This is a genomic window from Azospirillum thiophilum (genome assembly GCF_001305595.1).
Classification (GTDB): Bacteria; Pseudomonadota; Alphaproteobacteria; order Azospirillales; family Azospirillaceae; genus Azospirillum; species Azospirillum thiophilum.
On sequence record NZ_CP012401.1, the window covers coordinates 291,102 to 306,171 of the forward strand.

At 68.2% G+C, this 15,070-nt stretch carries 15 protein-coding genes; 5 read left to right on the top strand and 10 right to left on the bottom strand.

The genetic code is table 11. The features are described from left to right. Positions 1 to 69 precede the first annotated feature (69 nt). A complete protein-coding gene (locus AL072_RS01295; protein ID WP_045581835.1) occupies positions 70 to 411 on the top strand; it encodes a cupin domain-containing protein in 342 nt (113 codons plus the stop codon). A 17-nt stretch (positions 412 to 428) separates the two neighbouring features. Here the strand turns inward: AL072_RS01295 and AL072_RS01300 are convergent, their stop codons facing one another. The 3 genes from AL072_RS01300 to AL072_RS01310 form a co-directional block, all read right to left on the bottom strand. Beyond that, the gene (locus AL072_RS01300) at positions 429 to 662 is read right to left on the bottom strand and encodes a hypothetical protein (protein WP_045581834.1); all 234 of its coding nucleotides are present in this window, start codon (positions 660 to 662) and stop codon (positions 429 to 431) included. A gap of 115 nt (positions 663 to 777) precedes the next feature. After that, positions 778 to 2,280, bottom strand: a complete 1,503-nt coding sequence (locus tag AL072_RS01305; RefSeq protein ID WP_144428102.1) for a tripartite tricarboxylate transporter permease — start codon at positions 2,278 to 2,280, stop codon at positions 778 to 780. Further along, a complete protein-coding gene (locus AL072_RS01310) occupies positions 2,277 to 2,711 on the bottom strand; it encodes a tripartite tricarboxylate transporter TctB family protein (RefSeq protein WP_245636720.1) in 435 nt (144 codons plus the stop codon). The genes AL072_RS01305 and AL072_RS01310 overlap by 4 nt, the downstream gene beginning before the upstream one ends. A 378-nt stretch (positions 2,712 to 3,089) precedes the next feature. Between AL072_RS01310 and AL072_RS01315 the strand changes: the two genes are divergently transcribed. Next, entirely contained in the window at positions 3,090 to 3,626 is a 537-nt protein-coding gene (locus AL072_RS01315) for a tripartite tricarboxylate transporter substrate-binding protein (protein ID WP_245636721.1), read from the top strand. A gap of 24 nt (positions 3,627 to 3,650) precedes the next feature. On the opposite strand, the gene queC is transcribed toward AL072_RS01315, so the two are convergent. The 7 genes from queC to AL072_RS01350 form a co-directional block, all read right to left on the bottom strand. Continuing rightward, positions 3,651 to 4,367: a 7-cyano-7-deazaguanine synthase QueC gene (queC, locus tag AL072_RS01320; RefSeq protein WP_045581832.1), complete on the bottom strand. Its 717-nt coding sequence runs from the start codon at positions 4,365 to 4,367 to the stop codon at positions 3,651 to 3,653. Between the two features lie 91 nt (positions 4,368 to 4,458). Beyond that, complete coding sequence (locus AL072_RS01325) at positions 4,459 to 6,387, bottom strand: PAS domain-containing sensor histidine kinase (RefSeq protein ID WP_045581831.1); 1,929 nt, start codon at positions 6,385 to 6,387, stop codon at positions 4,459 to 4,461. A 159-nt stretch (positions 6,388 to 6,546) separates the two neighbouring features. Next, positions 6,547 to 7,362, bottom strand: coding sequence for an alpha/beta fold hydrolase (locus AL072_RS01330; RefSeq protein ID WP_045581830.1), 816 nt, complete (start codon positions 7,360 to 7,362; stop codon positions 6,547 to 6,549). A 10-nt stretch (positions 7,363 to 7,372) separates the two neighbouring features. Further along, on the bottom strand, positions 7,373 to 8,734 hold the full coding sequence (locus AL072_RS01335) for an O-acetylhomoserine aminocarboxypropyltransferase (protein WP_045581829.1): 1,362 nt from the start codon (positions 8,732 to 8,734) through the stop codon (positions 7,373 to 7,375). A gap of 249 nt (positions 8,735 to 8,983) precedes the next feature. Beyond that, complete coding sequence (locus AL072_RS34040; protein WP_144428103.1) at positions 8,984 to 10,096, bottom strand: hypothetical protein; 1,113 nt, start codon at positions 10,094 to 10,096, stop codon at positions 8,984 to 8,986. A gap of 103 nt (positions 10,097 to 10,199) precedes the next feature. After that, positions 10,200 to 11,345, bottom strand: coding sequence for a carboxylate-amine ligase (locus AL072_RS01345; protein WP_045581827.1), 1,146 nt, complete (start codon positions 11,343 to 11,345; stop codon positions 10,200 to 10,202). Between the two features lie 6 nt (positions 11,346 to 11,351). Beyond that, positions 11,352 to 12,266, bottom strand: a complete 915-nt coding sequence (locus tag AL072_RS01350; RefSeq protein ID WP_052710039.1) for an N-formylglutamate amidohydrolase — start codon at positions 12,264 to 12,266, stop codon at positions 11,352 to 11,354. Between the two features lie 120 nt (positions 12,267 to 12,386). Here AL072_RS01350 and AL072_RS01355 point away from each other — a divergent pair, with 120 nt between their 5' ends. The 3 genes from AL072_RS01355 (at position 12,387) to AL072_RS01365 (ending at position 15,034) form a co-directional block, all read left to right on the top strand. Continuing rightward, positions 12,387 to 13,079, top strand: coding sequence for a tudor domain-containing protein (locus AL072_RS01355; RefSeq protein WP_045581825.1), 693 nt, complete (start codon positions 12,387 to 12,389; stop codon positions 13,077 to 13,079). 146 nt (positions 13,080 to 13,225) lie between these two features. After that, positions 13,226 to 14,131 (top strand): DMT family transporter, encoded by a 906-nt coding sequence (locus AL072_RS01360; protein WP_045581824.1) that lies wholly within the window; start codon positions 13,226 to 13,228, stop codon positions 14,129 to 14,131. 165 nt (positions 14,132 to 14,296) lie between these two features. Continuing rightward, positions 14,297 to 15,034, top strand: coding sequence for a FadR/GntR family transcriptional regulator (locus AL072_RS01365; protein WP_045581823.1), 738 nt, complete (start codon positions 14,297 to 14,299; stop codon positions 15,032 to 15,034). Positions 15,035 to 15,070 lie beyond the last annotated feature (36 nt).

Genomic DNA, 15,070 nt, shown 5'->3' on the forward strand with positions numbered 1-15,070 from the left:
CCTTCCACATACACCAATAGGCAATCCGTCTCCCGCCGGCCTATCGGAAATCTCCTTTGGAGTCGACGTATGTCTCTCGCTCTACTGAGCCCTGGCGCGGCCGAGACCGGCGCACCGGCCGCCGACCGCATCCTGTCGGGAGCGCCGGCCTTCACCACATGGAACGGCTATGAATCGGCGGACGGCAAGCGGTTCGCCGGTACATGGCGATCGACGCCGGGAGCTTGGCGGATCCTCTACGACGAGTGGGAGTATTGCGAGATCCTGGAGGGCGAAAGCATCGTCGCCCATGACGACGGCCGCTCCTGGTCCTTGAAGGCCGGCGACCGGTTCGTCATCGAACCGGGTTTCCAGGGCAGCTGGACGGTGGTCGTCACCACGACCAAGCGGTATGTGGTGGTGCTGCCCTGACGGATCGCCTCAGCGGATCAGCCGGCAATCTCGACTGAGTTCTGGGCGGCGCTGTGGCTGTGGATGGTGACCGCCTTGCGGCCGATCTCGACCGCCAGCACGCCCAGCACCAGGACAGAGGCGACCAGCATCACGCGCGCGATGTCCCGGGTCCAGGCGCGCTTGCGTGCATTGGCGCGGCGATGTGCAAGCATCACCGCACGGTTGGCGCGGCCGGTCAGTCGACGTCCCATCCAAGAGGTGGCGGCCATGACGCGCTCCCTTGCCATCCATACATTTCTACGCGCTTTTATATAAAATTTTATCTTGTTCGGCAAGGCTGGAATCCTGCGGCTGGCGGCCGCAGGATCCGGAACGGCAGCTTCCCTATTCCTTGAATGCCACCTCGCGCTGGCGGCGGAAGGCCGGCAGCAGGATCAGGGCGAGCAGCCCGGCGGCGACCGCCATCAGCCCGGCGCTGATCGGACGGGTGACGAAGACGCTCAGATCGCCCTGCGACAGCAGCATGGCCCGGCTCAGATTCTCCTCCAGCAGCGGGCCGAGGACGAAGCCGAGCAGCAGCGGCGCCGGCTCGCAGTCCAGCTTCTTCAGGACATAGCCGAACACGCCGAATCCGGCCATCAGCACCACGTCGAACACGTCGTTCTTCAGGCTGTAGGTGCCGATGCAGCAGAAGACCAGGATCGCCGGGAACAGATAGGCGTAGGGCACGCGCAGCAGCCGCACCCACAAGCCGATCAGCGGGAGGTTCAGAACCACCAGCATGACATTGCCGACCAGCATGCTGGCGATCATGCCCCAGAACAGGTCCGGCTGCTTGGTCATGATCTGCGGCCCCGGCGTGATGCCGTGGATCATCATGGCACCCACCATCAGCGCCATCACCGCGTTCGACGGGATGCCGAGGCTGAGCATGGGGATGAAGCTGGCCTGGGCGCCGGCATTGTTCGCCGCCTCCGGCCCGGCCACGCCCTGGATGGCTCCCTTGCCGAAGGCCGAGGGATCGCGCGCCATCTTCTTTTCCAGCGCGTAGGAGGAAAAGGCGCTGAGCGTGGCGCCGCCGCCCGGCAGGATGCCGAGGAAGGCGCCCAGCGCGGTGCCGCGCACCGCGGCCGGCCATGCCTCCTTGAAATCCTGCAAGGACGGCCACAGCCGGTGGATCGGCGAGGGCTCGATCCCGCGGCCTTCGGTCTCCTCCAGATTGATGATGATGTCGGCCAGTCCGAACAGCCCCATCGCCAGTGGCACGAAATCGAGCCCGTCATAGAGCTGCGGAATATCGAAGGTGAAGCGCATCTGGCCGGAATTGACGTCGGTCCCGACCATCGACAGCAGCAATCCGAGCAGGATCATCGCCACCGCCTTGACCACCGACCCATGGGCGAGGATCACCGCGCCGATCAGCCCGACCAGCATCAGCGCCACATATTCCGACGGGCCGAAGGCCAGCGCCACCCCGGCCAGCGGTGGGCCGGCCACCGCGATGACCAGCGTGGTGACGATGCCCGCGAACAGCGAGGCCAGCGCCGCGGTGGCCAGCGCCACGCCGCCGCGGCCTTGGCGGGCCATGGCGTTGCCGTCCAGGCAGGTCATGACGGAAGAGGACTCGCCCGGCAGCTTCACCAGGATCGCCGTGGTCGACCCGCCATATTGGGCACCGTAGAAGATGCCCGCCAGCATGATCAGCGCACCGACCGGCGGCAGGTAGAAGGTGATCGGCAGCAGAAGCGCCACCGTCGCCGTCGGCCCCAGCCCCGGCAGCACACCGATCAACGTGCCGATCAGGACGCCCAGAAAGCAGTAGACGAGGTTCATCGGCTCGAGCGAGACGCCCAGCCCGAGCCAGAGATTGGCGAAGATGTCGATCATGGCCAGATCTGGAGCGGCAAGCCCAGTCCCCAGGAGAAGATGGCGATGCAACCGGTCGCCAGCGTGGCCCACAGGGCCGTGAAGGGACCGGGGCGCAGCGGCCGGCCGGCCAGCCCGCCGATGCCGATCAGCGCCAGGATGGCGAGCACCAGCCCGAGCCTGTCGAGCAGCGCCGCGAAAGCGACCACGGCCCCGGTGATGGCGACGGACGGGCGCCATGCCCAACCCAGCGTCGCCGGCCCGTCGGCGGTCAGCCCGCGCAGCAGCGTCACCAGCCCCATCGCCAGCAGGAAGCCGCAGATCAGCCGCGGGAAGAAGCCGGCCTGCATCATGGCGAGGGATCCGGCCTGCCATTCGCGGGCCAGCCACAGCCCGCAAAGCGCGATGGCGCTCAGCAGCAGACCGGCCGCGAGATCCCGGGGCGATCTCAACCGGGACGCGGCCGGCCGGGACGATCTCAGGGTATGTGTCATTGGATGGGTCTATCCGCTCTCTCTCGCACGCGACGGCGCGACAACCGGGTGCCACGCTCCCGGCATCGGGGGATGGAGACGGAAACGGGCCGTCATCGGACAACCGGCATATCCATATCCGCCAGTTGTATTATCGCCCAGCATTGTATCGCAGTCGAGCGCGATTTGGCGACATTGCGACGCATAGGCTGTCTTGTTCTTGAAAACAGCCCTCTTTGGCGCGGTTCTTGCCTTATATTGCCCTAAAACCCGTTATTCATTCTGATTTATACACGCTTCGCGTACCGGGCGTGTGGGCAAGGGCAACACCGGCACCGGAATGATCGGATGGAAACGATGACAGCAGCGACCTCTTTCCCGTGCATGGCCGGGGATCTGCTGCTGAACGTCGTCGACGATCCCGGGGTGATGACGGTCCATGCCGACAGCGCGTTCAGGAGCGTCGCGGACGTCCTGCGCGCTGTCAGGGAGAAACCGCGCTCGCCGACCGTCGGCCCCACCGGCATCGGGTCGGACGACCATCTGGCCATGCTTCTGCTGAAGCGGCAGGCCGGCGTGAAGCTGACGCCTGCGCCCTTCTCCGGCAGCGCCGAGAATTACCGCGCGATGATCGGCTGCCGTATCCGGATCTGCGACCGGAATCCGGGCGAGGGATCGCGCGGTGCGGCCGGCGTCGATCCGGTGCGGATGCTCGGGGTGATGAGTCGCACGCGCTGGGAGATGGCACCGGACCTGCCCGCCTTCCGCAAACAGGGCTATGCCATCGATATGGTGCCGCTGCGCATCGTCGGCCCGGAGGCCTTCGCCGCCGAACTGATGCAGTTCGGCGGCGAGTTCCGCACCCCGTGGGCAGACATGCCGTGGAAGAACTAACCGATATCGAATCGACCTAACTATTCAGCCATTCATTCCGGATTCATAACGGATTTGGTCGATCATTCCGGCTTCGGAAAAGCCCTTCAACCGCAACAGGCAGCTGTCGCAGGTGCCGCAGGACTGCCCGTCGGGCGTCGGGTCGTAGCAGGAGTGGGTGAGGCTGTAATCCACGCCCAGTTCCTGCCCGCGGCGGATGATGCCGGCCTTGTCCAGGGTCATCAGCGGCGCATGGATGCGGAACCGGCTGGTCCCCTCCACCCCGGCCTTGGTGGCGAGGTTGGCCAGCGTTTCGAAGGCGGCGATATATTCTGGCCGGCAATCGGGATAGCCGGAATAATCCAGCGCGTTCACGCCGATGAACAGGTCCGACGCCCCCAGCGTCTCGGCCCAGGCCAGCGCGAAGGACAGGAAGACGGTGTTGCGCGCCGGAACGTAGGTGACGGGGATCCCATCCCCCAGTTCGGCGGCGCTGCCGTGCTTCGGCACGGCGATGGCGTCGGTCAGCGCCGAGCCGCCGAAGGCGCGCAGGTCGATGTCGGCAACCACATGCCGCTCCACCCCCATCGCCGCGACGACGCGCCGCGCCGCCTCCAGCTCCACCGCATGGCGCTGGCCGTAGCGGAAGCTCAGGGCATTGACCCGATAGCCCTCGGCCTTGGCGATGGCGAGCACCGTCGTCGAATCGAGCCCGCCGCTGACCAGCACCACGGCGTCCTTCTGTCCGTCCCGTTCCACCATCGCACACCTGCCATTGCCACGCCGCCGGCCCCGGCCGGGGCCTCCGCAGCCAGCTTCTGGCACATCCGGGCGCCTGGTGCCAGTCGGCGGATCACGGCATCGACGCAAGCAACTCCTCGATGGTCATGATCCGCCAGGGCGGCAGTCGGATGGTCGCGGTGCAGCCCTGCCCCGGAGCACTGTCCAGCGTCAGGCTGCCGCCATGCACCTCCACCAGCCGCAGGGCGAGCGGCAAGCCCAGTCCTATGCCTTCATAGCGGCGGTTGGCGGCCTGATCGATCTGGGCGAAAGGGGTCAGGGCGGTCGCGATGTCCTCCGGGTTCATGCCGATGCCGCGGTCGCGCACCGCCAGTTCGATCCAGCCGTCGGCGGCCGGCATCACCGACAGGGTGACGGTGCCCTGCGGATGGCTGAACTTGACGGCGTTGGACAGCAGATTTTCCAGCACCTGGCGCAGACGCCGCTCGTCGCCGCGCAGCGGCGGCAGGTCGCCGTCGGTGACCAGCTCGACCGTCACCGTCTGGCGGGTCGCCTGGAATCCGAGTTGCGCCACCGTTTGGGCGGCGAGCGCCGGCAGGTCGACCGCTCCCTCGACCAGCGACAGCCCACCGGCCTCGACGCGGGCCATGTCCAGGATATCGTCGATCATGGCCAGCAGCCGCTCGCCGGCATGGCGGATGGCGGCGACACCGTCGCGCAGCCGCTCCTGCCCGCCGGGTTCGCCGATCCGCATGTCCAGCAGCTGGGAAAAGCCGATCACCGCGTTCAGCGGGGTGCGCAGTTCATGGCTCATGGTGGCGAGGAAGGCCGATTTGGCATGGTCGGCCGCCTCCGCCGCCTCCTTGGCCGCCAGGAGGTCGGCCTCGGCCCGGCGGCGGGCGGTGACGTCGCGGACGATGGCGGTATGGAGCCGCCGCCCCTCCACCTCGCTGGCGCTCACCGACAGCTCCACCGGGAACCGGGTGCCGTCGGCGCGCTCCGCCTCGGCGCCGCGGTCGCGGGCGACCAGGGCGGTGGTCTGGCCGGTCGCGAACTCCAACCGGACACCACCCTCTTCGCGCAGGGTCTCCGCCGGCAGCAAGCGGTCGAGCGGGCGCCACAGCAACTCCGCCGCCGACACCCCGAACATCGCTTCCGCCGCACGGTTGAAGCCGACCAGAACCCCCGCCTCGTCGATGGTGAGGACCGCATCGGCGGCGGTGTCCAGGATCGCCTTGTTCAGCGCCTCCGAATGCCTCAGGGCATTGGCGGTGTGGACATATTCGCTGACGTCGGTGACGGTGGCGATGCTGCCGCCATCCTCCAGCGCGATGCGCTGGCACATCACCCGCCGGGCGATCCCAGTGCCTCCCGCCAGCTGGGGATCGTGGAAGCGGAAGTCGGTCGGCAGGGGATCGCCGCCCGCACCGAGCCGCCAGTCCGCCTCGACCCGCGGCCGGTCCTCGGGGTGGACGGCGTCGAGCCAGCCGTCGCCGAGCAGGCGGTCCGGCTCCAGCCCGGTGATGGCGCCGACGCGGGCGTTGGCGAACTGCACCTGCCCCGCAGCGTCGGTCTGCAGAATGCCGACCGGCACCGAGTCGGCCAGCTTGCGATAGCGCGCCTCGCTGGCGCGCAGCCGCTCCGACAGGGCGATCTGGCCGCTGACGTCGCGGATGTTCAGCACCAGCCCGCCAATGTCCGGGTCGGCCAGCTCGTTGCGCGCGGTCGCCTCCAGCCAGCGCCAGCCGCCGTCCTCGCCATCGTCGCTGCCGCCGCCGTCATAGCGGAAGCGGAACACGGCACGGCCGCTGCTCCCCGCCGGGGCCGCGGCACGCGCCCGGAGCCTGCACCGGACCTCTTCCAGATCGTCGGGGTGGATATGGCGGTCGAGCGGCGCGCCGACCAGCGCCCGGGCCGGGCCGCCCAGGATCTCCGCTCCCGTCTCGCCGACATGGAGCACGCGACCGTCGGGCGCCAGCACCGCGGCCACCTCGCGGACATCGCGGAACAGCGCGTCGGCCAGTCTTTCATTGACCTGCAAGACAGCCCCCGGACCGGCAACGGATGATCGGGCCGATCCGGCCGTTCACCCGCGATGCCGCGGCCGACCCCGTCCCGCCATCCAGCATAGCCAGGGAAAGATTAAGGTTTTATGGCGGCGACGCCCCGGCTCTTCCCCATGGCCTCCGCAAACGCCCCGTCAGCCCCGCCGCAGGGACAGGAACGAGGTCAGGGCATCCAGAACGGCGTCGGGCGCTTCGGTCATCACCATATGACCGGTCTGCGGCAGAATGACGACCTGCGCGGACGTGACGCGCGCCGCCAGCGACCGCCCGGCCTTCGCGGGTGTCATCTTGTCGAGCGCGCCCAGCAGGAACAGCGCCGGACAGGCCACCATCGCGGCGGCGTCGGCGCCCTGCCCATAGTCGTTGCAGGCGTCCAGATCGACACCCAGCACGCCGGGGCGGACAGATGCCATCAGCCGCCGGCCGCCGGGGATCAGCGCCAGCCCCGGAGTCGGGCAGCCGCCGCCCTGGCTGCCGCCATGGCCGCGCGGCCCATGGCCCCAGCCGATCACCATCTCGATGGCGGACGGGTCGCCGGCATGCGCGGCGGCCAGCAGGTCGGGATGGACCGGCATCCGTTCCGCCACGCCGAGCAGCGCGACCGCCTCCACCCGCGCGCCATGGCGTGCGGCGGCGTCGAGCGCGACCAGCGCCCCCATGGAGTGACCGGCCAGCGCCGCACGTTCCAGCCCGGCGGCGTCCAGCAGGGCGACCACCCAATCGGCGATCCCGGCGATGCTGCCCAGCGGCTCGCCGCCGGAGCGGCCATGGCCGGGCAGATCGACCGCCAGGACCGAACGGCCATGATGGGAAAGGTAGCGGCTCTGCAGGCTCCAGACGCTGTGATCCATGCCGGCGCCGTGGATCAGGACGATGGCGGGACGTGCCGGGTCGATGTCCCGGCCGCCGGTGTGGACGAAGACGGGGAAGCCATTGACGGTCAACTGCATGGCGCGGCCCTCAGCCCTTGGTGGCGGCGCGCAGCGCCTGCTTCAGATCGTCGATCAGGTCCTCGCAATCCTCCAGCCCGATGGACAGGCGGATCATGTCCTCCCCCACCCCGGCGGCGGCGAGCGCCTCGGCATCCAGCTGGGCATGGGTGGTGCTGGCGGGATGGATGACCAGCGACTTGGCGTCGCCGACATTGGCGAGGTGCGAGAAGAGGGTCAGGGACTCGATGAAGCGGCGCCCGGCCTCGCGGCTGCCACCCTCGCCGGTGCCGCGGATACCGAAGGAGATGATCGAGCCGGCGCCCTGCGGCAGCAGCCGGGCGGCCAGCGCATGGTCGGGGTGGTCGACCAGTTCGGGATAGGACACCCAGGCGACGGCGCCGGTGCTGCCGCCCTTGCCCCCGCCATTGCCGGCGCCCGTTTCCGAATACAGCTCCCCTTCCAGGAAGCCGACGATCTTGCGGGCGTTGTGGATGTGGCCCTTCATCCGCAGCGGCAGTGTCTCCACCCCCTGCAGGATCTGGAAGGCGTTCATCGGGCTCATGCAGGCGCCGAAATCGCGCAGCCCCTCGGCGCGGGCGCGGGCGATGAACGCGGCGGGGCCGTATTCCTCGGCGAAATCGATGCCGTGATAGCCGGCATAGGGTTCGGTCAGGGTCGGAAACTTGCCCGACGCCTCCCAGTCGAAGCGGCCGCCGTCGATCACCACGCCGCCGATGGCCGTGCCATGCCCGCCCAGCCACTTGGTGCAGGAGTGCATGATCAGGTCGGCGCCATGCTCGAACGGCCGGCAGAGATAGGGGGTGGTGAAGGTCGAATCGATCAGCAGCGGGATGCCGGCCTCATGCGCGATGGCGGCCACCTTCGGGACGTCGAGCACCTCGAGCCCCGGATTGCCCAGCACCTCGCCGAAGACCAGACGGGTTTCGGGCCGGATCGCCGCGCGGATGCCGTCGAGGTCGCGCGGATGCACGAAGCTGGTGGTGATGCCGAAGCGCGGCAGCGTATAGGCCAGCAGGTTGCGGCTGCCGCCATAGATGGAGGAGGAGGCGACGATGTGCCCGCCCGCCCCCATCAGTGTCATGATCGCAAGCGACAGCGCCGCCTGCCCGCTGGCGGTGCAGACCGCGCCCACCCCGCCCTCCAGCGTCGCCAGCCGTTCTTCCAGCACCGCGACGGTGGGGTTGGAGATGCGCGAATAGATATGGCCCGGCCGCTCCAGGTTGAACAGTGCCGCTGCCTGATCGACGTCCGAGAAGACGTAGGAGGAGGTGAGGTGGATCGGAACCGCCCGCGCTCCCGTCGCCGGGTCGGGCTTCTGTCCCGCATGCAGGCTCTGCGTATCGAACTTCAGGAACTTGGCGCCGGCCATGCTCCTCCCTCCCGCTTGCTGGTTGTTCCCGCCCCGAGGGCGAATGAGGGCCGCCTGGCAAGGAGCGGCCCCCGTTCGTCGAACGCCGACTTTTGTCGGCTTTTTGCTTTGCCAGCCCTGTTCAACCCGCGATCCAGCGGTATCGACGGTGCGGGAGCGTATGGAGCCCTGACGCGCGCGTCAAGGCGGTTCGGCCCATCCAAATGCCATCGCCCGTCAACGCCGCCCGCAAGCTGTCGCCAAGCCCCTTCAATACGCGATGTTCGGTCGCTGATAGACACCGTTGATGAAACGGCAGGAGGCAAGGCCGACCGGATAAAGCTCGGAAATCCGCATCCCGTACTGCCCGACCCCGGCAGGCGCCTGTACCATCGCCACCGGTCCGTTGACCGACAGAACCAAGCCGCAATGGCTGTCCATTCCAGCCGAAACGGTCCGTCGGAAACGCGCGACAGCCACACGCCGCTTTTCAATTTCCTGGTTTTCCTGTTGTTCCCGCAATTTCTGACTTTCGCGCTCGGCCTGACGCAGCTTCGCCTCCCGATCCTCGTAGAGTCTTTTCAGTGACTCATCGCCAGATAGGATAGCGTCATACTGAACACGGGCCGTTTTCAGATCATTCAAGGATCTGGCAGTGCCAATTCCCTGCTGCGCAGCGAGATAGAACTCGGTCCAGGCACCGTTCAACGCGCCACTTTCCACGGCGGCTTCATAGAGCTTCCCGGTATCCACGACCACATCCGTGGCATGCGCAAGCACTGCGATCGGCGCGAACAGCGTATTCGTAATCACGCTTGCCGGCGTCGCCACAGTCTGGGTGAATTCCGACGTGCAGATATTGTAATTGTCATTTCTACTGCGGGTTATTCCCGCGAGCGTGCTCCGCGTACAATACCACTGGATCGAGCGGCCGGATTCGTCTGTCGGTCTCCCCGCGCGGCCTTTTGAACCGGAGAAATTATTTCCACGTTCACTTGCGGCCAAGTATATCGCTTTATTTCTGAAGTCGAGATAAAATCTCTCGTGACCGATTTCATCAATTATGCAGTTCTGACTTGAAACGACGCGCCAGGGCCCTTTCCTTCCTATCAAGGATTCCTGCGAATCCTTGTACAGGCACACCGGCCTCATCCCGGATGAGCGAGCGTCGATCGGAGCGAGCGCGGCGGACGCTTTCCAGCCCGGCATCGTCGTTTCGACAATGGCGGCGCTCAAGGATTTTCCCGCCGCCTCCCCGGCTGCATCTGGCCGTTCACGATCTGGCCGTTCACGCCCCTGCTGCGATCGGGCGTCGTCCGGCCTGGTGGTGGCCTGACATCCAGCCAACATCAGCACAACCACGGAAAACAAGGCTCTGAGCATGGTCGCCCCTCTTTGAACAACCAGAGCCTTGTATTTCCGCAATGCGGATTTATCAACACGGGAAAACATCGCCGTTCGGACGCGGGGCGCCGCGGCGATCGAATCACGCCACCCCCGTCATCGTCTCCTCGACCAGCCAGTCGACCACGCGCTTCAATGCCTCCTCCTCGCCGGCCCCCTCGGCGAGCGCCGCCTGGAAGATCGCGATCTGCCGGTGCGCGCTGGTCCCGCGCTCCACGATCTCACGCGCCCGCTCGACTTCGGCGGTGCAGCCGAAATGCAGGGCATCCTCGCGGGTCAGGTCGATGATCTCGTCCAGCAGGTCGGCATAGGGCACGATGCGGCCCTGGCCGAAATCGACCAGCCCGCTGTCCAGGCCATAGCGCTGGGCCCGCCAGCGATTCTCCTCGATCAGCATGTTCTTGTAGGGCCGCCACGTCACATTGCGCAGCTTCAGCCGCCACAGCATCCGCAGCAGGCAGCGGTAGAGCGCCGCCACCGTCACCGCATCGTCGAGCCGGGTGCAGATGTCGGTGATGCGCATCTCCAGCGTCGGAAAGCGCGAGGAGGGGCGGATGTCCCACCACAGCTTGCTCGCATCCTCGATCACTCCGGCATTCACCAGCACCGCGACATGGCTCTGATACTCGCCGTAGCTCTGGAAACCGGCGGGCATGCCGGTGCGCGGCAGCTCGTGCCACACGCTCAGCCGGTAGGACCGGCGCTCCATGTCGCGCCCGCGCCAGAAGGGCGACGAGGTCGACAGCGCCAGCAGATGCGGCAGGAAATAGCGGACCTGGTTCATCAGGTCGATGCGCAGGTCGTCGTCCTCGATGCCGATATGGACATGCATGCCGCAGATCATCAGGCGGCGGGCCGGCGCACCCAGGTCGCGGGCCAGCATGTTGTAGCGGTCGCGGTTGGTGTGCTTCTGCGGCTCCCAGGCGGCGAAGGGATGGGTCGAGGCGGCGATCGGCGCCAGCCCATGGCGCTCCGCCACCCCGGCCACCGTGCCGCGCAGCGCCGCCAGTTCCTCCCGCGCCTCGGCCAGCGTCCGGCAGACCGGCGTCCCCACCTCGATCTGGCAGCGCAGGAACTCCGGATGGATGCGGCCGGGCGCCTGCTGCTGGCAAGCCTCCAGCATCTCGTCGGGCGGGCTGGTCACGATGTCGCGCGTGCCGCGGTCGACCAGCAGATACTCCTCTTCCAGCCCCAGGGTGAAGGACGGTTCGGTGACGGCGTGTCGCATGCGTGGTCAGGCCCGCGGATAATGGTGGATGGTCGCCAGCGACGGCAGGCCGAGCAGGGGTTCCAGCGCATCACCGATCACCTGCGCCCACAGGTCGGCGCCCTCCGGCGTGGCGATCAGGTCCTGCCGGACCTCCAGCAGGACGTTGGGATAGCCGGCCGGCGTCGCGTGGGTCTCCACCGTGCCGCCCGACGTGCCGCGCCCGGAATAGGGCTGGTTGTCGCCGACGCACCAGCGCCCGTCGGCCTCCAGAGCCTCGATCAGCGGCACCGGCAGGCGCGGGTCGTTGTCCCACAGGATGCCGATGTGCCACGGGCGAGCGATCCCGCGCATGGCCGGCGTGAAGCTGTGGACCGACACCATCACCGGAACCTGGCCGCGCGCGACGATCGCCGCCACCGCCGCGGCCACCGCCGTGTGATAGGGGTGGAAGAGCGCCTCGACCCGCAGGGCCTGCGCCTCGGCATCGAGCGCGCGGTTGCCCGGGATGACCACATCGTCGCTGACCACCGGGATCGCGGTCGGGTCGTCCAGCGCCCGGTTCGGGTCGATCACCAGCCGGGAGAAGCCGGACAGTACCGCCGTCGCGCCGAAGCGGGCCGCCAGCCGCCGCGTCAGCTCGGCCGCGCCGATGTCGTAGGCGATGTGCCGGCACAGCTGCTCTTCCGGCAGGCCGAGGTCGCCGAGCCGTTTGGGGATCGCGCGCGACGCGTGATCGCACACCAGCAGCAGCGGTCCGCCTGCCACCGGGTTCAGCGTCATCGCCGGCGGCGGATCGTCCGGTCCCAGCAGGGGGACGACGATGCGGGGCGCCGGTGCGGGAGCGGTGACGGGCCGCCGATGCTCGGCCGGCCCCTCCCCGGACGCGGTGTCGGGCGGGGTGTCGGGATGGGCGTGATGATCGGGGGATGAGGCAACCATGCGCCACACTAACGCAACCCCCGGGCCGGGCGGAAGCGCGGCCGATGGTGGTAGCCCGAACAGCAAGATGATACCCTTTCTTTCCCTCTGCCGTGCGCACCCACCCGGAAGACGTCCCGCATGCTCCGCCTGCTGACCCTCTGCCTTGCCGTGATGGCGCTGCTCAGCGCCTGCGGCCCCGTCTATGAAACGCAATACAGCCTGATCCCGCCGACCTCGGCGGAAGGGCGGCTGTGCGTCAACCAGTGCCAGCAGAACCGCAACTTCTGCCGCCAGAACTGCGGGATGATGCAGCAGGCCTGCGTGAACGAGGCGCGATCGCGCGCCCTCTACGAATATCAGGCCTATGTGAACCGCCGGAATGCCGAGAAGCAGCCGATCAAGAAGTCGGTCAGCGATTTCGACCGCTCCTATTCCTGCGGCAACAGCAGCTGCGAGGCGCGGTGCGAGGCCGACTATCGCGACTGTTTCGGCGGAAGCTGCGGCGGTCAGGTCCTCGCCAAAACCGTGTGCACCGCCTTCTGCGACGAGGGGAAGTCGGCCCCGGGCGCCGCAGCGGCGGCACCGATGCTCAGCCCGATGCCGCCCGCCGGCCCGGCGGTGGCCGCCCCGGCGCCCACGGCCTCCGGCTACCCGGCCGGCGGGTCGCTGTGCCAGCCCGGCATGCGGGTCGAGGTGCAGTGGAAGGGCGAGTGGTACCCTGCCACGGTCAAGGACAAGCCGCGCAAGGATGGCCGCTGCCCGATCCACTATGACGATTTCGGTGCCGAGGACGACGAGTCGGTGGCGCTACGCCGCATCCGTCCGCGCTGATCCGCAGGGCGTTGCGTGATGCGCTGCACCACCATGGCCCTCGCCTCTGCGGCCTTCGCTACTTTTGCAGGACTCCCGGACGCGCACGGCAGCCATGACGCGCGTCCGGCTGGCCCGGCGGACGGCCGGCGGCTATAAGCGGCACCATGCCCGACGCCAGTGCCATCCCCGCCGACGATGCGTCCCGGACGCAGCGCATCGCCCTGATCGCGCTGCTGGCCGGTGCGCTCGGCATCGCCTTCGCTCCGATCTTCGTCCGCCTGTCGGAAGTCGGCCCTGTCGCCACCGGCTTCTGGCGGGTGGCGTTGGCCGCCCCGGTGCTGGCGCTGTGGATGGGCTCCGAACCCAGGCAAGGGCGCCGGTCCCCCTCCTCGCTCGCCGATTATGCCCGCCTGTCGCTGGCCGGCCTGTGCTTCGCCGGCGACCTCGCGGTCTGGCACACCTCGATCCGCTATACCTCGGTCGCCAACGCGACGCTGCTGGCCAACTTCGCGCCGCTGTTCGTGGCGCCGGCCGCCTGGTTCCTGTTCAAGGAGCGGATCACCGGCCGCTTCGTCGTCGGCATGCTGATGGCGCTGGCCGGTGCGGTGGTTCTGATGGGGCAGAGCTTCCAACTCAGCCCAGATCATCTGTTCGGCGACGCGCTGGGTCTGCTGACCGCGGTTTTCTATGCCGGCTACATCCTGTCGGTCGGCCATCTGCGCGCCGAATTCTCCACCGCCACCATCATGACCTGGAGCGGCGTCATCACCGCCGTAGTCCTGCTGCCGCTCGGCCTCCTGGATGGCGAGGCGATGCTGCCGGCGACCGTTGCCGGCTGGCTGGTCCTCGGCGGGCTTGCCCTGTTCAGCCATGCTGGCGGCCAGAGCCTGATCGCCTACGCGCTGGCCCATCTGCCGGCCTCCTTCTCGTCGGTAAGCCTGCTTCTCCAACCGGCGGCAGCGGCGATTCTCGCCTGGATCCTGCTCGACGAGCCGTTGGGAACCTTGCAAGCGGTCGGCGCCGCTGTGATCCTGATGGGGATCCTGCTGGCCCGCCGCGGCAGCCGCTAAGCGCGCGACCGGCCCGGGAGATTACCGGCCGGGGGCCGGCCCGCGCTTTCCACCCTGCGGGCAAGGCGCCGCAGATCGGCGGTCGGCCATTGACCCGGCCGGTGGGGACCGCTACCGGTATGATGAACCGCTTATGATCCGTTTCCGACCCAAGGGGACCAATCCGTGCCCGGCACCGACGACAGCGCCCATGTCCCCTCCTCCTCGCAGCGCATTTCCGAATGGGTGGCCCAACAGCTGCTCGACCGGATCGCACGCGGAGAGCTGGTCCCGGGGGAGCGTCTGCCGGGCGAGCGGCAGCTGGCCGAACAGCTCCATGTCAGCCGGGTGTCGGTTCGCGCAGCCCTGCAGAAGCTGAAGACCCAGGGCTTCCTGACCGCGGTCCAGGGCGGCGGCACGCGGGTGGTGTCCTCCGCCGGGATGATGGATGGCGCCCTCACCGCGATGGTGCGCAGCACCCACCAGAACCTCTGCGATTTGGTCGAGATCCGCATGGCCCTGGAAAGCTGGGCAGCGCGCCGTGCCGCCGAACGGGCGACGCAGGAGCAGATCGACACCATCGGCCGCATCCTGGCCGCCATGAGCCAGACCAACCGCGACGGCGGGCGGGCCGCCGACGACATGGACTTCCACGTCGCCGTCGCCCAGGCCTCCGGCAGCCCGGTGTACCTGCATCTGCTGTCGACCATCCGGGACATCCTCGGCAACATGGTCGAGATGAAGCACACCGAGCCCTTCATGGAGAATCATGAGGCGCTGATGATCGAGCATCACCGCGCCATCCACCAGGCCATCGCCCGCCGCGATCCGGACGATGCCGCCAACGCCGTCACCGCCCATCTCGGCTGGATCCTCGCCCGCTACCGCACGATGACCGAGGAGCCGGCCGCCCCGCCCGCCTGAACCGGCCGGCTCCCCCGGACATGGAAAAGGCCGCGC